The 21,585-nt window shown below is 60.0% G+C and carries 23 protein-coding genes; 19 read left to right on the top strand and 4 right to left on the bottom strand.

Translation table 11 applies throughout. The features are described 5' to 3' along the window. Positions 1 to 62: 62 nt before the first annotated feature. Positions 63 to 1,445 (bottom strand): dihydrolipoyl dehydrogenase, encoded by a 1,383-nt coding sequence (gene lpdA / locus NW807_RS09225; protein ID WP_414425909.1) that lies wholly within the window; start codon positions 1,443 to 1,445, stop codon positions 63 to 65. Positions 1,446 to 1,557: 112 nt separating this feature from the next. On the opposite strand from lpdA, the gene NW807_RS09220 reads away from it, so the two are divergent. The 13 genes from NW807_RS09220 (at position 1,558) to NW807_RS09160 (ending at position 12,619) form a co-directional block, all read left to right on the top strand. Next, complete coding sequence (locus NW807_RS09220; protein WP_414425908.1) at positions 1,558 to 2,337, top strand: HAD family hydrolase; 780 nt, start codon at positions 1,558 to 1,560, stop codon at positions 2,335 to 2,337. After that, positions 2,337 to 3,191: a M28 family peptidase gene (locus NW807_RS09215; RefSeq protein ID WP_414425907.1), complete on the top strand. Its 855-nt coding sequence runs from the start codon at positions 2,337 to 2,339 to the stop codon at positions 3,189 to 3,191. The genes NW807_RS09220 and NW807_RS09215 overlap by 1 nt, the downstream gene beginning before the upstream one ends. A 246-nt stretch (positions 3,192 to 3,437) precedes the next feature. Further along, positions 3,438 to 4,199 carry a ChaB family protein gene (locus tag NW807_RS09210; RefSeq protein WP_414425906.1) on the top strand — a complete coding sequence of 254 codons (762 nt, stop codon included), beginning with the start codon at positions 3,438 to 3,440 and terminating at the stop codon, positions 4,197 to 4,199. Between the two features lie 154 nt (positions 4,200 to 4,353). Next, positions 4,354 to 5,286, top strand: a complete 933-nt coding sequence (locus NW807_RS09205) for a DnaJ C-terminal domain-containing protein (protein WP_414425905.1) — start codon at positions 4,354 to 4,356, stop codon at positions 5,284 to 5,286. Further along, positions 5,283 to 5,564: a chaperone modulator CbpM gene (locus tag NW807_RS09200; RefSeq protein WP_414393933.1), complete on the top strand. Its 282-nt coding sequence runs from the start codon at positions 5,283 to 5,285 to the stop codon at positions 5,562 to 5,564. Before NW807_RS09205 ends, NW807_RS09200 begins: the two co-directional genes overlap by 4 nt. A gap of 54 nt (positions 5,565 to 5,618) precedes the next feature. Further along, on the top strand, positions 5,619 to 6,368 hold the full coding sequence (locus NW807_RS09195) for a photosystem reaction center subunit H (protein WP_414393935.1): 750 nt from the start codon (positions 5,619 to 5,621) through the stop codon (positions 6,366 to 6,368). A gap of 102 nt (positions 6,369 to 6,470) precedes the next feature. Next, entirely contained in the window at positions 6,471 to 6,863 is a 393-nt protein-coding gene (gene rplU, locus NW807_RS09190) for a 50S ribosomal protein L21 (protein WP_414393937.1), read from the top strand. A gap of 37 nt (positions 6,864 to 6,900) precedes the next feature. Then, positions 6,901 to 7,164, top strand: coding sequence for a 50S ribosomal protein L27 (rpmA, locus tag NW807_RS09185; RefSeq protein ID WP_414393939.1), 264 nt, complete (start codon positions 6,901 to 6,903; stop codon positions 7,162 to 7,164). A gap of 93 nt (positions 7,165 to 7,257) precedes the next feature. Continuing rightward, a complete protein-coding gene (locus tag NW807_RS09180) occupies positions 7,258 to 8,751 on the top strand; it encodes a cellulose synthase (protein ID WP_414425904.1) in 1,494 nt (497 codons plus the stop codon). A 203-nt stretch (positions 8,752 to 8,954) separates the two neighbouring features. After that, on the top strand, positions 8,955 to 10,715 hold the full coding sequence (locus tag NW807_RS09175; protein WP_414425903.1) for an MBL fold metallo-hydrolase: 1,761 nt from the start codon (positions 8,955 to 8,957) through the stop codon (positions 10,713 to 10,715). A 59-nt stretch (positions 10,716 to 10,774) separates the two neighbouring features. Then, positions 10,775 to 11,530, top strand: coding sequence for an ABC transporter ATP-binding protein (locus NW807_RS09170; RefSeq protein ID WP_414393944.1), 756 nt, complete (start codon positions 10,775 to 10,777; stop codon positions 11,528 to 11,530). Positions 11,531 to 11,642: 112 nt separating this feature from the next. Then, a complete protein-coding gene (locus NW807_RS09165; RefSeq protein ID WP_414393945.1) occupies positions 11,643 to 12,224 on the top strand; it encodes a TIGR04376 family protein in 582 nt (193 codons plus the stop codon). 101 nt (positions 12,225 to 12,325) lie between these two features. Beyond that, positions 12,326 to 12,619, top strand: a complete 294-nt coding sequence (locus NW807_RS09160) for a PipX family protein (RefSeq protein ID WP_414393947.1) — start codon at positions 12,326 to 12,328, stop codon at positions 12,617 to 12,619. A gap of 6 nt (positions 12,620 to 12,625) precedes the next feature. On the opposite strand, the gene pheS is transcribed toward NW807_RS09160, so the two are convergent. Together pheS and NW807_RS09150 are read right to left on the bottom strand one after the other, a co-directional pair. Continuing rightward, a complete protein-coding gene (gene pheS / locus NW807_RS09155) occupies positions 12,626 to 13,627 on the bottom strand; it encodes a phenylalanine--tRNA ligase subunit alpha (RefSeq protein ID WP_414406277.1) in 1,002 nt (333 codons plus the stop codon). 112 nt (positions 13,628 to 13,739) lie between these two features. Next, positions 13,740 to 14,351: a chromophore lyase CpcT/CpeT gene (locus tag NW807_RS09150; protein WP_414393949.1), complete on the bottom strand. Its 612-nt coding sequence runs from the start codon at positions 14,349 to 14,351 to the stop codon at positions 13,740 to 13,742. A gap of 692 nt (positions 14,352 to 15,043) precedes the next feature. Here NW807_RS09150 and NW807_RS09145 point away from each other — a divergent pair. The 6 genes from NW807_RS09145 to murJ all read left to right on the top strand — a co-directional run bounded on the left by NW807_RS09145 (position 15,044) and on the right by murJ (position 20,290). Further along, on the top strand, positions 15,044 to 15,562 hold the full coding sequence (locus tag NW807_RS09145; protein ID WP_414393951.1) for a phycocyanin subunit beta: 519 nt from the start codon (positions 15,044 to 15,046) through the stop codon (positions 15,560 to 15,562). Between the two features lie 85 nt (positions 15,563 to 15,647). Next, complete coding sequence (locus NW807_RS09140; RefSeq protein WP_414393953.1) at positions 15,648 to 16,130, top strand: phycocyanin subunit alpha; 483 nt, start codon at positions 15,648 to 15,650, stop codon at positions 16,128 to 16,130. A 166-nt stretch (positions 16,131 to 16,296) separates the two neighbouring features. Continuing rightward, positions 16,297 to 17,154 carry a phycobilisome rod-core linker polypeptide gene (locus NW807_RS09135; protein WP_414406279.1) on the top strand — a complete coding sequence of 286 codons (858 nt, stop codon included), beginning with the start codon at positions 16,297 to 16,299 and terminating at the stop codon, positions 17,152 to 17,154. A gap of 18 nt (positions 17,155 to 17,172) precedes the next feature. Next, positions 17,173 to 18,009: a HEAT repeat domain-containing protein gene (locus NW807_RS09130; protein WP_414425902.1), complete on the top strand. Its 837-nt coding sequence runs from the start codon at positions 17,173 to 17,175 to the stop codon at positions 18,007 to 18,009. 171 nt (positions 18,010 to 18,180) lie between these two features. Then, complete coding sequence (locus tag NW807_RS09125) at positions 18,181 to 18,525, top strand: DUF4278 domain-containing protein (protein ID WP_414420634.1); 345 nt, start codon at positions 18,181 to 18,183, stop codon at positions 18,523 to 18,525. Positions 18,526 to 18,694: 169 nt separating this feature from the next. Continuing rightward, entirely contained in the window at positions 18,695 to 20,290 is a 1,596-nt protein-coding gene (murJ, locus tag NW807_RS09120; RefSeq protein ID WP_414406282.1) for a murein biosynthesis integral membrane protein MurJ, read from the top strand. On the opposite strand, the gene sigC is transcribed toward murJ, so the two are convergent. Then, positions 20,287 to 21,387, bottom strand: a complete 1,101-nt coding sequence (gene sigC / locus NW807_RS09115) for an RNA polymerase sigma factor SigC (RefSeq protein ID WP_414393961.1) — start codon at positions 21,385 to 21,387, stop codon at positions 20,287 to 20,289. The genes murJ and sigC overlap by 4 nt on opposite strands. Between the last annotated feature and the right edge of the window lie 198 nt (positions 21,388 to 21,585).

Genomic DNA, 21,585 nt, shown 5'->3' with positions numbered 1-21,585 from the left:
CTCCTGCGTACTTCCCTCCCAATCGTATGGCTTTCTCAAGGGCTGGAGGGGAAACCTGCTGGCTAGGCCACTGCCAAGCTGTGGGCAGCTCGCCGGTAAGCTTCTTCCAGCGTCTCTGCTAGGGTGGGGTGAACATGCACCAGGCGAGCCAGTTCTTGCACCGTGGCGCGGCGGGCAATGGCCTGGGCCGCCTCGTGGATGAGATCCGCTGCGTGGGGACCAAAGATGTGGGATCCCAGCAAAAGCCCCGTCTCCTTGTCGAAGACCAGCTTCACCATGCCCTCAGTCTCGCCAGAGGCAATGGCCTTGGAGTTGCCGCCAAAGTAGGTGCGCACCGTGCCCACGCTATAGCCCTCGGCTTTGGCTTGGGGCTCAGTTAGCCCCACAAAGCCCATCTCGGGGTGGGTGAACACTGCTGCCGGGATGCTCAGGTAATCCATGTAAGCAGGGCGGCCACAGATGTTTTCCACCGCCACCCTCCCCTGGGCTGCTGCCGCGTGGGCCAACATCATCTTGCCCGTCACGTCGCCAATGGCCCACAGGTGGGGCAACTCCGTGGCCATGCGGCTATCCACCGGCACGAAGCCGCGCTTGTCTAACTCCACCCCTAGCTCTGCCAGGCCCAGTTCCTCTGAGACCGGGATCCGCCCGGCGGCCACTAGACAACCATCCACCTGCAGCGTCTCGCCGTTGGAGAGGTGAATCGTTACTGGCTGGCCAGGGATCACCTGCTTGGCCGTGATCCCCACGTAGGTCTGGATTTGCCTGGGTTTGATCAGCACCCGCTGGGCCAGGCGGGCAATATCGGGGTCAAAGGCCGGCATCAGGGTCTCCAGGGCTTCGATGAGGATCACCTGGGATCCCAGCGCCGTGTAGACGTCGGCAAACTCCTGTCCAATGTAGCCGCTGCCGATGATGGCCAGCCGCTCCGGGATCCACTCCAGCCGCACCGCCTCGTCGCTGGTAAACACCGTCCGGCCATCCACCTCGATCCCCGGCGGCACGAGGGGTCGAGAACCCGTAGCCAAGATAATGTCCCGCGCTGTGTAGGTCTGGGATCCTCCTTCCCCCTGCACTTCGACCGTTTGCAGCCCTGCCAGCCTGCCTCGTCCCCGCAGGATCGTTACCCCCAGCTTTTCCAGCGAGCGGGTCATGTCGGCGCGGATCTTCTCCACCACCTGGGCAGCGTGGGCGGCAATCGCCTCCCGGTCAGCCTGGACGGATCCCACCTGCAGCCCTAGCTGGGAGCTGTTTCGCAGTTCCCGCAGGCGTCCTGAGGCGGCCAGCAGCGCCTTGGAGGGGATGCAGCCGCGGTTGATGCAGGTGCCGCCCATTTCGGCGCACTCGACGATGGCGGTTTTTAGGCCGGACTCGACGGCATGCAACGCCGCGCCGTGGCCGCCAACGCCAGCACCGATGATGATCAAGTCAAAGTCAAAGCTCATGGCGAGACTTGGATAACCGGTGCCTCATTTTCTCATCTTGTTGGCCTTCCTAGGAACCGGCTGAGAGGATCTAGCATAGGGTGGCTTGTCCCGTTGGCCAGAGGCTGGCCGGATGGAGCTGCAAGCTTTGATTTTCGACGTGGATGGCACGCTGGCAGATACAGAGCGGGATGGGCACCGCGTGGCCTTTAACGCGGCCTTTGCTGAGGCAGGGTTGGACTGGCACTGGTCGGTGGAGCTCTACGGCCAGCTCCTGGCTATCACAGGCGGCAAAGAGCGCATTCGCCACTTCATCGAGACCTGCCAGCCGCCACTGCCTGCCGAGGAAGACCTGACGGCCCTGATAGCTCGGCTGCACCAGGCCAAAACCCGCCACTACACGGCTCTATTGGCCCAAGGAGGGATCCCTTTGCGCCCCGGTGTCAAGCGGCTACTGCAGGAGGCCAGAGCTGCTGGGATCCGCTTGGCCATTGCCACCACCACCACGCCCGAAAACGTGACGGCCCTCTTGGAGCAGACCCTGCCGGCGAGCCTGGGCTGGTTTGAGGTCATCGCTGCCGGCGATGTGGTTCCCGCCAAGAAGCCAGCTCCGGACATCTACTTCTACACCTTGGAGCGGATGGGCTTAGATCCCCAGGAGTGTCTGGCCTTTGAGGACTCCGAGAACGGGCTGCGCTCGGCCCAGCAGGCTGGCATCCCTGTCGTGGTGACGGTTAACGATTACACTCGAGATCAGGATTTTTCTGGGGCAGCTTTGGTGCTGGATCATTTGGGAGAGCCTGATCTGCCTTTTCAAGTGTTGGCAGGAAGGGCGGGATCCCACAGTTACTTCAGCCTGGAGCTGGCCCGCCAGGTTCACGCCCAAGCCATCCACTCTGAGGTAGAAAACTGATGCCGGAGGTGGGGAGCGAAGACCTGCAGCGGCACCTAGAAGCCCATCTCCGCCAGGTAGCCCAGCCCCGCGATCCCGACTGGTCGCCTTTGGGCCACCGGCAGGTGGAGCAGTATATCCAAAAACAGCTTTCCGAGTGCGGCCCGGTGGAGCCTTTCCCCTTTGAGGCCAACGGCCGCCAGCACTGCAACTGGATCTTGAAGTTGCCCGGATCCCGCCCGGGTCGGCCGCCTATCCTGGTGGGAGCCCACTTTGACGCTGCTCCGGCCACCCCTGGAGCCGACGACAACGCCAGCGGCATAGCGGTGTTGCTGGAATTGGCCCGCCATTTTGCTGCTGACCCTGCCCCTTCTCCTCTGTGGCTGGTGGCCTTCGACCTGGAAGAGCGGGGGATGATAGGCAGCAGGGCCTACGCCCGCTTTCTCAGACAACAGCGCCAGCCCCTGCGGCTAATGCTGTCGTTGGAGATGCTGGGCTACCGGGATCCCACCCCTGGATCCCAGCGCTACCCCGCCGGCCTTGAGAAGCTCTACCCCAACCGGGGAGATTACATCGGTCTCATCGGCAACTGGCCCACCTGGGGGGATCTGCTCAAGCTGCAGCGTGATTTTCAAAAAGTGGGGATCCCTTGCTGTTGGTTGTTGGCCGGGCAGCGGGGCTTGATCCTGCCTGCCACTCGCCTGAGCGATCACTCCCCCTTTTGGGATGCGGGCTACGCCGCCGTTATGGTTACCGACACCGCCTTCTTGCGCAACCCCCATTACCACAAGCCAAGCGACACCCTCGAAACCCTAGATCAAGACTTCCTGACGGGGGTCTGCCAGGGCTTGATGGCCGGGATCCGCTTGCTGTAGCTCCTCCAAACCCCCCAGTCATTCCGGCAGCAAGTAGCGTGCGTTGAATCCCAACTCCCCTCTCCTGGAAGGAGGCCAGGGGTAAGGATGGAATTGGCATCCTCAGTACGGAGATTTCTCCAGGGGGTTCGCAATTCTTCGACTGGATCCTTTGTTGATGAGGGGAGACAATGGATGAGAGTAGTAATGGGGAAAAGGTTAAAAAAACCTGCCTTGGCACTGTAAAACTCAGCAGGAGCATTGTGTATGAGCGCTTTTGCCCAAGCTCCCAAAAAGTGTGTTTCCGCCGCTTTCAAAGAAGAGCGCAAGCTGCAAGAGTGTATCCAGCGGCTTTTGAACCGTGGCATTCCCAACGATCGCATCTCCATTATTGGCCGCAACTTTCAAACCGAAGCCAAAATTACCGGGTTTATCACCCGCAAAGAGGTGGTTCTGGACGGTCTGACCAATGGGGCCATCTATGGATCCCTGTTCGGATCCCTGCTGGGGCTGCTCACTGGCGTGGGGGTGCTGTTCATTCCCTTTTTGGGGGCAGTGGTGGCCGCTGGGCCTCTGGGAGCCGCTTTGTTGGGGGCAACGGGCGGCGCTTTGTACGGAGCACTGGGAGCGGGCCTGGGATCCGCCCTGATTGCCTTGGGTATGCCGCAGGAGAAAGCCGCCATCTACCAAACCCGGATACAGGCGGGCGAGTTCTTGTTGGTGGTGCAAGTACCGGAAGAGAAGTCGGGCGAAATTTACTTGCTGCTGCAGAGTGCTGGCGGAGAGGAAGTTTCCATTGCCGACTTGAACTTGCCCAGTGAGCCAGAGGGAGACTTAACCCCAGAGAGCATCTCGCCGGAAATCCGCGCTGACCTCTCGGAAGAAGCGCAGCAAACCTTTGTGGAAGCCTACAACCAAGCCAAACAAGAGGGCAATAACTCCACCCATGCACTCTTCAAAGCTTGGGAAAAGGTCAAACAAATTTTCACACGAGATGAGAAAGGGATCTTCTCCAAACGCAAGACCTAGCCCAAAAAGTTTCCGAAGTAGCGAGAGCACAGTAAAGCGCCATCTCGCCGCTCTGCCTGTACGTGTTCTGGGTCTGCTCCAATTTTTTTAGCTGCAACCTTATATCCTGAGAATAGCCCGAAAAACTCTAACCTAACCTTGCAGGGGTGAGCCTATGGCTGCGAGTGACTTCAAGGATTACTACAAGATCCTGGGCGTCAGCAGAGATGCCTCTGCCGAGGAAATCAAGCGCGCCTATCGCAAGTTGGCCCGCCAGTATCACCCCGACGTGAACCCCGGCAACAAAGCAGCCGAGGAGCGCTTCAAGGAAATCAACGAAGCCTACGAGGTGCTCTCCGATCCAGACAAGCGGCGGCGCTACGACCAGTTTGGCCAGTACTGGCAGCGAGTAGGCACTGGTGCGGCGGCGGGGCCGGGCATGGAGGGATTTGCCCAGTACGCCACCTTTGAGGACTTCATCAACGAGCTGCTGGGCCGCATGGGATCCCGCCGCGGCGGCTTTCAGGGCTTCACCACCGGGTTTGGGCCGTTCGTCTCGGTGGATCTGCCGGGGCAGGATGTGGAGGGCACCCTGGGTCTCAGCTGGGCAGAAGCTTTCCACGGCACCCAAAAGCGGCTAAGCGTGGACGGCGAAACCCTCACCATCCGCATCCCCCCCGGCGCCAAACCGGGCAGCCGCCTCCGCGTCAAGGGCAAGGGTCAATATAGCCCCTTTGGCGGCCCAAGAGGAGATCTCTACCTCACCCTGGAGCTGCCTCCCCACCCCTTCTTCCGCTTCGAGGGCGACAACCTGGTTTGCGAGCTGCCCATCACCCCTGACGAGGCGGTTTTAGGCGGCACGGCGGAAGTGCCCACCCCCACCGGTCGGGTGCAACTGAAGATCCCTGCCGGCGTGGATAGCGGCCAAACCCTGCGGCTGCGCGGCCAAGGCTGGCGGGATCCCCAAGGCCAGCGGAGCGACCTGCTGGTGCGGCTGAAGGTCGTCACGCCCAAATTCCTTTCCCCAACTGAGCGGGATCTCTACGAAAAACTGCGGCAAAATCGAAGCTGGGATCCCCGCGCCCGGCTGCAGGAGGTGAGTCTATGAGCCTGGCCATTGTGCGGGTGGAGGAGCGGCTCTATACCTTTGAGCAGGCAAGCGAAGTAGCCGGGATCCCTCCTCACCTGCTGGAGTGGTTGCTCGGGCAAGGCCTGGTGGAAGCCGAAAGCTGCTACCTCAACCCCCAGCAACTGCGGCGCTTAATCCAGATGACCCGCCTGCATCGCGACTTGGGCCTTAACTGGGTCGGGGCGGCCATGGTTTTGGACATGGCCCAGGAAATTGCCCGCCTCAGGGCGCAGCTACACTACTACCGTGGAGGCTAAGCAGCCCAAGGCTTTAGCCCCCCCGCTGCTTGTCAACTTCAGGAGAACTTCTGTATGGAACAAATCGTCCGACGCAGCCAAGTGGTGGGCCTGCTGGCCATAGATGGCAGCACTGCCACAGCCCTGGGCACTGTCGAGGAAGTCTGGGTCGATGGGCAGGGACGGGTCTGCTACTTTACCAGCCAGCAGGGATACACCCCCTTGGAGCAAATCTCTCTCATCGGGCCGGACGCGCTGCTGACCTACTCTACCGTTTTTGATACCCCCCTAACCCCCATCAGCTCTCTTTACCGTCGCACAGTGCGCATTGGGAATCGAGAGGTCGGCTGGATTGAGGATTTTCTCTTTGACTGGGAGACTGGAGCGATTGCCGCTTATATTCTGGGTGGCAGCATTGCCGAGCCTTGGGGGGGGCGCGCCGTTCTCCTGCCTGAGGACGTAGAGGCCATCGACGTGGACGCGGTGGTAGTCAAGGAAGATGCTCCCCAGCGACTCCAATCGGAGGCCGAGGGCCTAAAGAACTTTTGGAGCGAAAAGTCTCGCCAAGTCAAGCAGCTCATTCAGCGCATGGGGGATCGCCTCAAAGCCCTAGTCAGCCCGCAGGATCCGCCCGAGGTAGTGCGCGTCAAGGTCAAGCAAGTGCGGGACGAGCTAGCCAAAGGGGGCAAGTTCGACCTTTCCCTGCTGGATGAGGCGGCAGAGTTCCTACAGCAGAAATGGGAAAGCTGGCAGCAGCGCCTTAAACGGGCTGCCCAGCGCATGCAAGCTGCCCTCCAGGCCGCTTGGGAAAAGCTGACCGAATGAAGCTGACAGGAAGCAAGTTTTTCCGCTAGGATTATAAGTCGCTGTCAATGCTCGGATCAGGTTTTAAGACCCGCAGGGGCACCTGTACGGCAAGGAAAAGGCATGACCTACGCGATTGTGGAAACCAGTGGCAAGCAGCTTTGGGTAGAGGCGGGGCGCTTTTACGACATCGATCACCTGCCTGATACAGAGGAAAACAGCTCTTTGGCCCTCTCCCAGGTCTTGTTGATCAACCACGAGGGACAAGTAACCCTAGGGCGTCCCTATATTCCCGAGGCGGTGGTGAGGGCGCGGGTTTTGCAACACCGCCGAGGCAACAAAATCATCGTCTACAAGATGAGGCCGAAGAAGGGAACCCGCAGGAAAAGAGGCCATCGTCAGCTCTTGACCCGTGTGCTCATTGAGTCCATCGAACTAAACGGGACACCGCTAGCCACAGCCCCAGCAACTTCGCAGCCTGCTCCAGAGCCAGGGATCCCTGCGGCGGAGAACTAGAAGTTTTCAGCGGCAACACAGGTGCATAGGAGGCGCTATGGCTCATAAAAAAGGAACGGGCAGCACCCGCAACGGCCGTGACTCCAATTCCAAGCGGCTGGGTGTGAAGTGCTTTGGCGGCGAGCTGGTTCATCCCGGCTATATCCTGGTCAGGCAACGGGGCACCAAGTTCCACCCAGGGGTGAACGTGCGCATTGGTAGGGATGACACCTTGTTTGCGGTAGCTACAGGCATTGTTACCTTTGAGCGCTACGGCAAACGGCGGCAGAAGGTGAGCGTTTACCCCGTGGCTGCGCAATAGGCAGCGATTTTTCCAAGCAACCTGTCCCCCAGCCTGCTCTTGTGCAAGGGAAGGGATCCCAGTTTGGCCCAGTGCCCAATGTGGAGAGTGCCTGTGAGATGGAGGGGGGTGCGGGTGCATTTGTTCCGTTGGGTGGGGTTGCTGCACCTCATTGCCGGGGTGGCCTATCTCTACTGGCGGATTACCGAGGGGCTGACCGGTCTGGGATCCCTTTTGTTTTGGGGTGCGGAGGCCTATGTCTGGCTGGCAGCAGTGGGGTTTACCCTTAGTCGCTACGCCCAGGTGCCGAGCGAGACCCTTCCCTCTCCCGAGGTTCTGCAGCCGGCGTTTTCTCAGCTGCCGCGGGTGGACGTGCTGGTCATACGTCAGCGGGACTCTCTGGAGGCCACTCGGCAGACGGTGCTCTCAGCCCTACGCTTGGATTACCCCTGGGAGCGGCTATTTGTCCACATTGTGGATCGGGTTGAAGACAGGGAAATGGCCAAGGTGGCGCAGGCCATTCCCTGCGAGTACTGGCCTTGCCCCAGCCCCACGACCGATCCTCTAGCCTACCTACTGAGATCCGGCCATCTGCAAGGAGAGTACCTGCTGCTACTGCAGCCAGGCCATTTTGTCGAGCCGGACTTTTTGTGGCAGACTCTGCCTCTGTTTTATGACTTTCCAGAGCGGGCCCCCATCGCCAACTCAACCGGCTTTGTCCAGGCCATGCTGCGCACCCTAGGTCGGCCCCAGGCCGTTCACCCCCTGCAGCAACTGCTGGCGGTGGGATCCCAAGGCTACCAGGCAGCGCCGCTATTGGGATCCGGCTGTCTCATTCGGCGGGCGGCCCTGGAGGGGATCCCGCACATCGACATTCGCCGTCCTGTGCAGTTGGGGTGTCAGATGCACTGTCGCGGCTGGCAGTCCTACCTGGCTCGCCAAGCCCAGGTCACCGGCGCTTTGTTACCCTTGCGCAACCGCCGCGTGGCTCTGCTGGCAATTTTTTCGGCCTTGCGGGAAAATCCCTTCTGGGGCAAGCCGACCACCCAGCAGCAGCGCTTTCAGTACCTGTGGCTGGCCCTCTGGGCCGCTGGAGGGGCGGCGGAGCTAGCCTATTTGGCGGTGCCGATCCTCTTCCTCTGGACGGGCTGGATGCCAGTGCCGGCCTTTGACAGGGTTTTTTTTGCCTGGTTTCTGCCCTATGCCCTGCTGGGGCGGCTCAGCTGGCTGTTGGCCTTTCCTCCCTCTCGGTGGGGGGCTGCGTGGCAGTCAGAACGCCAGACAGGTAGCCAGTTTTTCCAGTCCATCCAGGCGTTGGTGCAGGCAATGCGGGGGGTGCCTCCCTATCCCGAGCAGCCATCCCAACTCTCTCTTGGCCCGCAGGCCTTGGCCATTGCGTTGACCCTAGCAGCAATGGGGGTAGGATCCCTGCGCTTTGCTGGCAACTGGGATCCAACCTGGCTGGAGCTGCTGTTTGGCCTGGTCTGGGCCTTCTACAACCTGATGATCCTGACGGTGCGCCCGGACGACCACGATTTTGCCGGCTTTGCCTTGCGTAGCCGCAACCCGGCGCCAGCAGAGATCTCAGATGCACTCCCCAACTCCTAAAGTGGAAGCTCTCAGCCAGCTGGAGGCAGGCAGAGGCCAAAAGCTATGCTGGAACTGGAGAAGCAATAGCGCTATCGATAGGGCGAAGTGCCAGAGACTGCCTCCATGGACGGATGGAGAGCAGAGGTCTCCACCTGAGCCCTCCGTGGGTTCGGCAAAGCTTGAGCGTGCTCTTCTAAAAGACAACCAAAGACAACGCACCTGTGGAGTCAAAGAGACCTCCCCTTCGACTATTCCCCCTAGGCACAGATCCCCGCTGGCAGGGCTGTGCCTACTGGCTGGAGATGGGATCCTACCGTTTGCTTCTCGATTGTGGCTTGCCTGCTCCCGCTCTCCTCAAAGCCTTGCCAGGGATCCCCGATGCTGTTATCTGCAGCCATGCCCACTTTGACCATGTGCAGGGGCTACCTGGCTTTTATCGCCGCTACCCACAGGTGCCCATTTACGCCACCCCGGTGACGGCTCATTTGGCCAGCGGCCTCTGGGAGCGCGGCATCTGGCCAGACTACGACCGGGAGATTCGCTTTCCTCCTTTTCGGGCGCTACCTTTTGGCCAGGCGCGGGAGATCTTGCCTCACTTAATGCTCACCTTCTTTACTGCCGGGCACCTGCCGGGGGCAGCGGCAACCCTGTTGCAAAATACCCAGACTACTCCAGCTCAAACCTGCCTGTACACTGGCGACTGCTCCCTGGCCTCAACTCGCTTTGCCCCTGGCTTGGATCTGAGCGCCTTGCGCCATTGGCAGCCGGATGTGCTGCTCATCGAGGCCTCCCTGGGCTCTACTCGCCATCCACCCCGTCGCCATCTGGAAAACCGCCTGGTGGAGCGCCTGCTTGGCGCCTTGGCTGCAGGCCAGACGGTGCTGTTCCCGCTGCCAGTGCTAGGGTTGGGCCAGGAGTTGATTTTCCTCCTCAAAGCTCACCACCGCTTTACCCAAGCTTCCCAGGAGCTGACGGTGTGGGTGGCGCCAGGCCTAGCTGCAGGCTGCGATCTCTACGAACGCTTGCTCCCCTACCTGCCGGAGCCCGTGCGCAATTTTGCCACCTACCAGCCCTTGTTCTGGGAAGACCGCCTGCAGCCGCGGGTGCAGCCCCTTACGGCGGTGGATCCCTTGCCCCAGGGCCTGTTGCTGTGCGACGCCGATGCCGATCCGGAGGCCTGGGAGCCCATCTGGTTACGCCTGTTGGCCCAACCGCAGCGCTCCTGCCTGCTGCTGCGGCTGCCGGAAGTGGAGCTGGCTACGCCGTTTGAGCAGTGGCCAGCGCCGCTGCGCTCCCGCGTTGGGGTGGAGTGGTTGGCCTGGCACAGCCACAACGATGTTGGGCATCTTGCCCAGATCGTCCACACCTTTCGCCCCCAACATGTGGTTTTGGTGCACGCCAGCCCCCAGCAAGCGCAGGAGCTGGCGGATCTGCCCGAGCTGTGCAACCGTTACCATGTCCACTGCCCCCAGCCTGGCCATTGGCTGGAGCTGGTCGACAGCCGTCTGCAAACCTTGGTCAAGCCGTCCGAGTTCCTCAGGGATCCCGGCGTGCGCTACGAGGGGGAGGTGGAGGAGATCTGGCAGGAACAGGGCTCGCCTCGCTCCTTGGCCGGGGTTCAGGTGCGCCTACCCCCCCAGATTACCGAGGATCCTCGCTGGGCCGCCTGGGCTGAGACCGGCTTGGTGGAGGCTCGCTGGCAGGGATCCGAACTGGTGCTGCGCGGCCTTTCGCCGCGAGAGCTGATCCGGCCGGCGGAGGTTGCCCCCTCCTCTGGCCTTGTGCTGCGCCCCAAACCCGCCCCTGTCTTTGCTGCCGGGGGCATGAGGTGCCAGAGCTGCCGCTTTGCCCGCCAGAGCTTGTCCGCCCACACCCAAGTTCTTCGCTGCGATCAAGAGCGCTCCCCCCTCTACCGCCTCCAGGTAGATCCCCAGGGGAGCTGCCCCTATCACCAACCGCGGGAGATCTGCTCTTCCGGCTAGTGCCCAGGGCAGTCGCCGCCCAAAAGCCGGCTAGAATGGGGCCAGTTGCGGTGTCAACCATGCTCGAGCAACAACCCTGGGCAGATCGTCGCCAGGGGGCGGTTGGATCCCTGGAGCGTCCCGCTGAGACCCTGGCCCCAACCCGCCTGCCCTTGGTGCAAATGGTGGGGGTTAACAAAGTCTACCCGCTGCTAGAGGGCAGTTTCCAGGCTCTCTACGACATCAACCTGACAATCTGGCCGGGAGAGTATTGCGCCATCATGGGACCCTCGGGCTCCGGCAAGTCCACCCTGATGAACCTCATGGGCTGCTTGGATCGGCCTAGCTCGGGGCGCTACTGGCTAGACGGCGTGGAAGTCTCTGCCCTGCCGGATGGGGAGCTGGCCCGGATTCGCAACCAAAAAATTGGCTTTGTCTTCCAGCAGTTTCACCTCCTGCCCGTCTTAACCGCCCTGGAGAACGTGATGCTGCCCCTGGCCTATGCCGGGATCCCCGAGTCAGAACAGCGCCGGCGAGCTAAACAGGCTCTAGAACAAGTGGGCTTGGGAAGTAAACTCCACCAGCGCCCAGCCCAGCTCTCTGGCGGCCAGCAGCAGAGGGTGGCGATTGCCCGCGCCATTGTTAACCGGCCACAACTGCTTTTGGCCGATGAGCCGACTGGCGCCCTGGACAGGCGCACCGCCCAGGAAGTGCTCAGCCTTTTTGCCGAGCTCCACAGCCAGGGCATTACTCTCGTCGTAGTTACCCATGACCTAGAGGTGGCGCGGGCCGCCCAGCGCCTCATCCACGTTGCCGATGGACATTTGCTGCCCTAGACCTGGACCTGCCTGAACAATTGGGCTCTTGAGGACTGGCCGGCTTCCTCCTCTCTAGGACTAGCTAGCTTGCGCTAGTCTAAACACAATCCCCTGAGCCTCTAGCAAACTTATGGGACTCATTGAAGATATCAGCCGGTTTTTGGAAACCCGCCTAGAGGAATTCCTCAGAGCCCATCCGGAGATTGAGCTGCAGCTCCTTGCCGAGGAATTGCGCCAGCAAGAAGAAGAAACTCGGCAGCTGCTCCAGGAAAGCCTTGCCCAGCGGCAAGCTCTCCAGCGCAGCATTCTCCAGTTGGCAGAGGAAATCAAGACCTGGCACTTTCGCATCGAAAAGGCCGAACGGGCCAACCGCCCGGATCTGGCTGAGGGAGCGCGCCGACGGGAAGCCGAGCTTTTGGAGCAAGGGAGCCGGTTATTCAACCAAGGGAAGGCTCTGGAGGAGAGAATCCGGCAACTGGAAGCTCTGCTGCCGCAAATTGCCCAGCGCCGCCAAGAGGTGCGCACCAAGCTGCAAGAAGTCAAAGCCGCCCAAACCCAGAAGGCCAGCGAGCCGGATCGGAAGTTCAACCCCTGGGGCAGTCTGTTTGAGGATAAGTTGGAGGAGGAATTTCGGCGGCTGGAGATGCAGCTCGAAGTGGAAAAAGAATTGGACACCATAAGGAAGAAGGTGCAGGAACAGCGGCGGCAATAACGGCTTCCTCGTGAAAAACTCTTTCTTATAGCCCCGGTGATGCTGTCTTTGAAACAAGTTCCTTCCCCCAAGAGCGATCCAAGAGTGGTACGCTATTGCGCATGAAAGAGTTCTATCTAAATCACCCCACATTTGGTCTGCTCTACGGCTTGTGTCAGGTTAACGAAGGGGAGGCCATCTTCACCACCCTTTATGCCCAAAGGCTGTTTTTTCGGGTCTACTTCAAGCCCCCCGCTGACGACGACCCCTCTGCTGTGGAAGAATTGGTCTTTGACCCGATTAGCCGCAACGAAGCCCGCCAAGTTCTCGAAGAGCAGATGCGCTTGCTGCGCCGCGCCAACCGCAAAGACGAGCTGGAACATCTGCAGTTGGTTTACAAACGCACCTTTTCCTAAGCCGCTCTAGAATTGCGACAGAAAGCGCAGGTCGCTGCTGTAGAACAGCCGGATATCCTGAACGCCGTGCAGGAGCATGGCCACCCGCTCGACACCGATCCCTGCCGCAAAGCCGGTGTAGCGCTCTGGGTCATAGCCAACTGCCTGAAACACATTGGGATCCACCATGCCGCAGCCGAAAATCTCCAGCCACTTGGAGCCAAAGCGTACGTCCATTTCAGCCGAGGGCTCCGTGAAGGGAAAGTAGCTAGGCCGAAAGCGGGTTTCCTGCTGGCCTAACAGGCGAGTCACGAACTCCTTGAGGGTGCCCTTGAGGTCAGTGAAGGTAAGGTTTTCCCCTACTGCCAAGATTTCCACCTGGTGAAACACGGCCGAGTGGGTGGCATCGACCTTGTCGCGGCGCATCACCCGTCCCGCGTGGACAATGCGCAGAGGCGGCTGGTGTTGCTCCATGTAGCGCACCTGCACCGAAGAAGTTTGGGTGCGCATCAGATAACCCTTTTCTAGATAGAGGGTATCCTGCATGTCCCGCGCCGGGTGGTCGGCAGGGGTGTTGAGGGCTTCGAAGTTGTAGTACTCCGTCTCGATCTCCGGGCCATGGACTACCGTATAGCCCATTCCCACAAAGATGTCGAGCATGCGGTCAATGGTGGCCTGCAGCGGGTGAACCCGGCCCAGCGGCCGGCGCGGCCCCGGCATAGTGACATCCAAACGCTCTGCTTCTAGGCGGGCTTGGAGCTTGGCTTCGGCTAGGGCTCGTTTGCGCTCCTCCAGGCTGGATTGCAGGGCCTCTTTGAAGCTGTTGGCCAAAGCTCCGATAGCTGGCCTTGCTTCCGGCGGCAGCTTCCCCATTCCCCCCAAGATCTTGGAGAGCTTTCCCTTCTTGCCCAGGTAGTCGATGCGGATTTGCTCCAGGGCGTCTAGCTCGGCAGCCTGGGCCACTTGGGCAAGTGCTTCTTCCTGAAGGGTGAGCAGCTGTTGGCGCAGGATGTCCTGTTCCTCTTGCATGGAGTCGGTTATTCCCCCACTTGTGGTAGCCCAGCCAAGCAGCTAGGAAGGAGGATCCCTGCTGTGGGCTAGGTCACTTCTTCAACCGTATCATTTTTGCCTGCAGCGCCTCCTACTGCAGCAGCTCCCTCTGCCAATCGACAACTTTGCGAAAGCGAAAAGGGCCTGCCAATGCCCCCCACACCTGGCGGTGGGTAACTGGATCCATGCCTCGGTCGTGGCTGCAGAACTCGCTTTCGCTCAACTGCAGCGTGGTCTGCAAATAGGTGGTTTGGCCGTTGCGCACTACCCAACAGCGACACCCCGGCTCTGTGGTGCCGACAAAGTGGGATCCCTGCCTCTTCACATGCACATCACACCCCGGCAGGTAGGCCAGATCCGCAGGGCTCAATTGGCTGAGCTGCCCGGCTCTTTCGCGGGCACAGCCCCGCCACCGCTGGGGCTCCAGAGGACGGTAGTTGCGAATCACGATCCCGTCCCCTACTTGGGTAAGCTCCACCACCGCCTGACGATAGGGCTCCTCCAGATGGCCGCTGTAGGCCTGCTCCACATAAAAGCCGATCCCTGCCAACACACCGGCTGGCAAGGGGCGATAAGCCACCCGGATGGAGGCAAAAAAAGGCGGGTTCTCCCAGGCTTGCTCTTGGTTGCTGAAGTCTCCCGCTAGCCACCGCGCCATTTGCAGCAGCTCGGAAGAGAAGGTGGGCTGCAACTGGATCGCCATAGCCTCAAAGCCAGAGTAGGGGCCACTACACGGCTAAGTCTGGGGTTTTCCGGGCCGCGTTTTCCCGGTGAAAGCCTGCTCAGATTTTCTCTCAGCTTTGCCTTGCCTAGGAGACTGGCGCAGGTATTAAATTATGTGTACTTTATGAGAAGGTTTACTTGGATACAGAAGCGGGCCTCTTGACTTGACGGCAAAGCCATGAGCAAGGCTGTCGTTGTTCCTGATATTGTAAACTCATGTAAAGTAGCATTGTTTTTTGTAAAAACCAAGGCCCCAAAGGATTTGGACAAAAAGGCCAGAGTTGCCTACTAGGAGCAGATCTGGGGTTGTTTGCATCTAGTAAAGGCCCTTTACATTTTTTGATTCAATCCCTCCCCGACCTCGCGGTAGAAGTAAGAACTGGAAGCAAGGCAAGCTGGCTTTTCCTCACTTACCCAGTGCAGGGTGTCAGCAGCAAAAAATCCTTGTTTCACCCCGATTCCCCACAGTCTGCCAGCAAGTGGCTTCATTCTTGAAGCTGGCTAGGCAAGGTGAGGTGGGGGGGATCCCTGGCGGTGGTTCTGTTGGGGCAAAGATTTGCGCTAACAGGGCTCTTCGGTAGGGAAGCTGCAAAAGACTGCTGGGTTCGTAGAGCGCTTTTGCCCTCTAGTAGAGATTTAACCTCTTTTGCTTTCGCTAGGAGATTGAGAACCATGAACGACGTATTTAGCAAAGTTGTTGCCCAAGCTGATGCCAAAGGCGCTTTCCTGGGAGAAAACGAGTTTGCGGCACTGCAGCAGGTGATTGCTGACGGAAACAAGCGTTTGGACGCAGTGAACCGCATCACCAGCAACGCCTCCAAAATCGTGACCGATGCTGTCCGCGAATTGTTTGCTGAGGAGCCTAATTTGAATGCTCCTGGCGGCCCTGCCTATCCAAGCCGCAACGTGGCTGCCTGCTTGCGGGATATGGACATCATCCTCCGCTACATTACCTACGCCGTGGCGGCTGGAGACCCGAGCGTCCTGGATGAGCGCTGCCTGAATGGCTTGCGGGAAACCTACCAAGCTCTTGGCACCCCTGGCAGCTCTGTGGCCAATGGCATCCAGAAGATGAAAAAGGCGGCAGTGGCAGTGGTCAATGATCCCAATGGCATTACGCGCGGTGACTGCAGTGCTTTGATTGCCGAAATCGAGTCCTACTTCGATCGCGCCGCTGCTGCAGTGGTCTAGTATTCCGCAGCTATTTGCAAGCTAAGCTTTGAATCCTTTGTATTGTTGCCTTGACTTGAGCTGAGGTAAAGGAGCGTTTTGAGTCATGCAAACCCCAATTGTTGATGCCATTGCCACTGCCGATAGCCAAGGACGCTATCTCAGTAACAGCGAATTGCAAGCCATCAGCGGCCGTTTTCAGCGGGCAGCCGCTAGCATGGAAGCAGCTCGCGTCCTGAGCAGCCGTGCCGAGGAGCTGGTGCGCGGTGCCACTGAGGCCGTTTATGCCAAGTTCCCCTACACCACTCAGCCAGGGGGACAATGCTACACCCAGGCGGGTAAAGACAAGTGTGCCCGCGACGTGCGCCACTATCTGCGCTATATCACCTACTGCTTGGTTACCGGTGGCACTGGCCCCCTGGACGAATGTATGCTGGCCGGGATCCGAGAGATCAATGCTGCTTTTGAACTCTCTCCCAGTTGGTACATTGAAGCTCTACGCTACATCAAGGCCAACCATGGCCTGACCGGGCAAGCAGCCACTGAAGCCAACGCCTATATTGACTACGCCATCAACGCGCTCAGCTAGTTCTTAACCCCAAAGCTGGGTTCAAGGCAGTAGGGATCCCCGGGGTGAAGGGGATCCCTCTCCGTAGGCTGCAGTGGCCGTGGCTCTGCAGGGAGGAGATCTTGAGGGGGTAAATCTTTCAGTTTCAAAGTTGGTCTAGCTGGTTTGTTGGATTTGAGGAGTTAGCATGAGCGGAATTACAGCGGCAAGCCGGATGGGGATCCGGGGCATCACAGAGACAACTCCTTTAGAGTTGCGCCCCAATGCCAGCCAGGAGCAGCTCAACGCCATCCTGCGGGCTATCTATCGCCAGGTTTTGGGCAACGATCACTTATTTGCCTCCGACAGGAAGGAGCTGGCCAGTGCGGAATCGTTGCTGCGCCAGGGCAGCTTGACGGTGCGAGAATTTGTGCGTTTGCTTGCCAAGTCGGAAGCCTACAAGCGGCGGTTTCTCTACCCCAACTCGCAAACCCGCGCCATCGAGCTTAACTTTAAGCATCTCTTGGGGCGAGCTCCCACCAGTCCAAAAGACATTGCCCGCCACCTAGATATCTATCACTCGGGAGGCCACAGCGCGGAGATTGACTCCTACATTGACAGCCCAGAATACCTAGAAGCGTTCGGCGATAACATTGTTCCTCATCCACGCGGCTTTGAATACCGCAAGGCCCACACCACCCGCGACTTTACCAACCTCTTTGCTCTTTACGGAGGCTATGCCAACAACGACCGCTCCCAGGGGCGGAGGCCGCGCCTGATGATTCCCCTGGCCACTGGGTTTACCCCAGCTATTCGCCGCATTGGGGTACGAGGACTGCTGCCACCCAGCCCCATTTCCAAGCACTTGGGGCCGCCCACGGGTCAGTCTGACCGCATGTTTTGCATTGAGGTAACGCGGCTGCTCAACCCACCCTCGGCCCTAGCGACTTCTAGCCGCGTGCGCAAATCCAACCAGCAGATCTTCGTTTCTGCCGATCAACTCTCGGCAACAATGCAGCGACTTCTCAAAGCGGGCGCCAAGATTGTCAGCGTCCGCAGCGCCTAGCTGTTGGAGTTTTGGCCTGTGGACTCCTTGAGCCCAGTAGCTCCTCCAGACTCCTATCCGTCGGCGGATCTCACCCCGGCTGGGCAAATTGCCAAGCTGCGATACGGGGATCCGGGAGAACGCTACTACGCGGCTTGGTGGCTGGGGCGCATGCGAGTGAGAGAGGGGATCCCGGCCCTCATCGAGGCTCTGGCCGATGAGACCGATCGCACGGCTCAGGGGGGATATCCGCTGCGGCGCAATGCCGCCCGCGCCCTGGGCAAGCTGGGATCCCCTGCGGCGATCCCGGCTCTAAAAGAGGCTTTGCGCTGCTCCGACGGCCAAGTGGTGGCGGCAGCAGCCCAGGCGCTGGTCGAGATTGCCCTGGCCAACTTCCTCGACCGGGATCCCGCCCAGCTTGAAGACCTGGGAGGGGCATTGCTGCAGGGGCTGCGCCGCGCGGAGCAGGGTCTCCAGACGGAAGCCCTTGCTGCCTTAGAGGCCCTCATCGAGGCGCTTGGACAACTGCAGGTGTCTTCTGCCCTGGAGCCGATTCGCCTCTACCGAGATCACCCCTCCCTTCGTTTGCAATGTGCGGCAGGGCAGGCCTGTTACCGCTTGACAGGAGATCCCACTTTTCTTGAGCCTCTGCTGTCGCTGCTGGCTCATCCCAACGTTCATCTGCGGCGGGCTGCCCTCCTGGATCTAGGGGCCAGCGGCTATTTGCCGGCAGCTCCGGCCATGGCGAGAGCGGCAGTAGAGGCTAACCTCAAGCTGCTTGCCCTCAAGCAGTTGGTGGAGGTGAGCCTCAGACGTGGAAAGGAAGACGGAACTAACTTGCACCAGGTGCTACGGCTAATCGACGAGCTGCTTTAAAGTTGACATCCAAAGGCTTATTTTGTTAAAGCTGATACAGAATGAAGTTGGGTTTTACCCTCTGGGCCACGCCAGGGAAGCTGAAGCTGTTGTCCTACAGCTCCCGAGAAGCGGGCTACGGAAGTTGCTTTCCCCGTCAGATGGCCGCCGTCTACTTGGAGGACTCTTCATATGCAACTGACCTATCGCGGCATTGCCTACGTCTTTGTCCCTTCTGCCCCCGCGAGCTGCCAGCGGCAGGCGGTGCGAGTGCGGTACCGGGGCTTAGCGTGGGACTGGCCAGCTCAATCGGCATCTGTGGCGCTGCCACAGTCTTTTGCCTTGACGTATCGAGGCCTTGTCCTCAACCCAGTGGCGAAGACAGCGAGCAGGGCGCCGGCAGCTATCTCCCCGCATATGGAGACCCATCGGCAGAATCTGCTGCGCCGGCTGCAGGAGCGCATCCGTTCCGCCCAGGCCCGCGGGGATGAGCATCTGTTGCAGCAACTGGAACAGGAGCGACAACTCCTGGCCTGAGCTCTTCCTCGACCTCCCTCCATAGGTCAGGAGAATTCGGGATAATGGTGCTGCCCTATGCTGAACGAGGGGGGTAGCGGCTGTGAGCTTGCGGGTGGATTTCGAGAAGGAAGGGACGGCAGCATCTCGCCAGTTGCCCCCTGCCAAGGCGGCGGTGGGGAGCTAGGGCATGAAGGAAGGGATCCCAGGGGGCTCTTCCTCCCACCGTTCCTTGCTCTCAGTAGCGGGGCTAGTGGCCGGTGCTACCCTGCTCAGCAAGGGCATGGGGTTTGTCCGGCAGGCCCTGATTGCGGCAATCTACGGCTCCGGGCTGGAGTACAGCGCCTTTGGGGTGGCCTATGTCCTGCCCGGTTTCTTGTTGATCCTGCTGGGCGGGATCAACGGTCCTTTTCACAGTGCCATCGTCAGCATTCTTAAAAAGCAGCAGCTCTCAGAAGAAGCAGCAGCCCGCTGGCTGGAGTCAATCTCCACCTTGGTGGGCTGTCTTCTCTTAACCGTGACCTTGGGCCTATGGTGGGGAGCCGACTGGGTAGTGCGCCTGACGGCGCCGGGATCCAGCCCTGCAGTTCATGCCCTTGCTGCCCAGCAACTGCGGATCATGGCGCCGCTGGCCTTGCTCTCGGGGTGGATTGGCATTGGCTTTGGGGCACTCAATGCGGCCGAGCACTACCTCTTGCCTGCCCTCAGCCCCCTGATCTCCAGCCTGGCAGTCATCGGGATCCTGCTTAGCTTGGGGTGGACAGGGATCCCAACCTTGCTGGCCTGGGGCGTACTTGTCGGGGCCATTGCCCAGTGGTTGGCTCAGGTACCGTTGCAGCAGCGGCTGGGGCTGGGGCGGCTGCGGCTGCGCTTTGAGTGGGGATCCCCGCAGGTGCGAGCCGTGGGCCTGCTCATGCTGCCAGCGGTCATCTCCTCTGGCATGATCCACATCAATGTCTACGTGGATCTCTTTTTTGCCTCCTTTGTGCCCGGGGATCGCACCATCGGCAACTTGGGCTACGCCCAGCTTTTGGTGCAAACCCCCCTGGGGATCCTTTCCAACATGGTGCTGGTGCCTTTGATGCCCCTCTATGCCCAACTAGCAGGAGAGAGAGACCGCTGGCCCGAGCTGTGCCGGCGCATCCGGCAAGGGTTGATGGTGACCGCCATCCTCACCCTGCCCCTTGCCATGCTGTTGGTGGCCTTGGCCGAACCCATTGTCCAGGTGGCCTACCAACGGGGTCGCTTTACGGCGGAGGCAACCCAGGAGGTGGCGGCTCTGCTGATGGCCTATGGCCTGGGGATGAGCTTTTACCTGCTGCGGGATGTGCTGGTGCGCATCTTTTACGCTCTGGAGGACGGAACCACGCCCCTGCGCATCAGTGGCCTAGCCATTGGCCTCAACGCCCTTCTGGACTTCCTATTTCTACAGGTCTTTGGGGCACCAGGCATTGCCCTGGCCACAGCAGGGGTTAACCTAGTAGCCCTGATTGGACTGGGGATCTGCCTTCACCAGCGCCTGCCAGGGATCCCCTGGCAAGAGATGGGACAAGCCCTACTGCCCCTGCTGGGGATTACCGTCCTAGCTGGTGGGCTTAGCCACTGGCTGTGGATGCAGCTACGCGCCTACGAGATCTTGGGATCCCCCCTGCTCACCGCCCTTGTCTGGGCTGGGCTGGCCGGTGGCCTGGGCCTAAGCCTAGTGGTAGCTGGAGCTCTGTATCTGCAGATCCCGGAGGTGGAGGGGCTGGCCCTCCAGATCTGGAGGCGGCTTGCTCGCCCCTAATTGATGGCCTCCAGGTAATCGCGTACCCGGTTGCGCCGCTTAGGCTGCCGCAGCTTCTGCAAGGCTTTGGCCTCGATTTGCCGTACCCGCTCCCGCGATAGATCCAAAGCGCGGCCAATTTCCGCTAGGGAGTAGGTGCGACCATCCCCCAGCCCAAAGCGCATGCGAATCACATCCCGCTCGCGGCTGGTGAGATCCTCCAACAGCTGCTGCAGATCGCGCTGGAGGGCCTCGCGCATCATCATCTCTTCAGGAGAGATGTCATCGGTCTCTAGCAGATCCCCTAGCTCGGTGTCCTTGTCTTTGCCCACCTTGGTTTCCAGAGAAACCGAGCGCGGCACCCGCACCAGCAGCTCCCTGACCTGGGGCACGGTCATCTCCAGCTCGGAAGCAATGTCCTCAATGGTGGGGGTACGGCCTTTTTCCTGGGAAAGCTTGCGCTGGGCCTTTTTGATCTTGTTTAGCTTCTCGGTTATGTGGACAGGCAAGCGGATGGTGCGGCTTTGGGTGGCGATAGCCCGGGTGATCCCCTGCCGGATCCACCAGTAGGCGTAGGTGCTGAAGCGGTAACCCTTTTTGGGGTCAAACTTCTCCACTGCTCGCTCCAGGCCCAGCGTGCCCTCCTGGATCAAATCCAGCAGCTCCAGGCCGCGGTTTTGGTATTTTTTCGCCACCGACACCACCAGGCGCAGGTTGGCCTTGATCATCTGTTCCTTGGCCCGCTTGCCGATGCGCTGGATCTGTTGCAGCTTTTCAGGCGTAAGGTTGGCCCACTCAGGGAACTGGTTGGCCCTAGCCACCCATTCTGCCAGAGTAGGCTCCCGCCCCAGCTCTTTCTGCAAACGCAGGCGCACATCCAAGAGCTTCATGTAGTCTTGGACTTTTTGGGCCAGCGCCACCTCCTCGTCTCGTCCCAAGAGGGGAACACGTCCAATCTCCTGGAGGTAAAGGCGCACCAGGTCAGTGGAGGGTCGAGCTGGCCCCTCTTCGGCGTACTCGCTTTCGGCAAACTCCGCCTCTTCCTCCTCCGTCAGGTCGAGGAGGTCGGTTGGAGTTTCAAACAAAGTGTCGTTGGCTTCAGGTTCGTAGATAGACATGTAAGTGCTACTGAGTGAAATAGCAACAGAGACAGTCAAGCAGCTGGACTAACATTGAAGAGAGGGCTAAGTTTAGGGTTCCCCAGGGACGGTGGCTGTACGCTGTCATCATCCCCCCGGAGACAACACTCTCCTCTGGCTAAGTCCAACCCTGGAATCCTGCCCTCGGTAGGGAACGGCTGAGATAGCCACGAAGGA

Source organism: Synechococcus sp. R70.1 (genome assembly GCF_047461675.1).
Taxonomy (GTDB): domain Bacteria; phylum Cyanobacteriota; class Cyanobacteriia; order Thermostichales; family Thermostichaceae; genus Thermostichus.
This window is presented reverse-complemented; position numbering and strand designations above follow the sequence as displayed.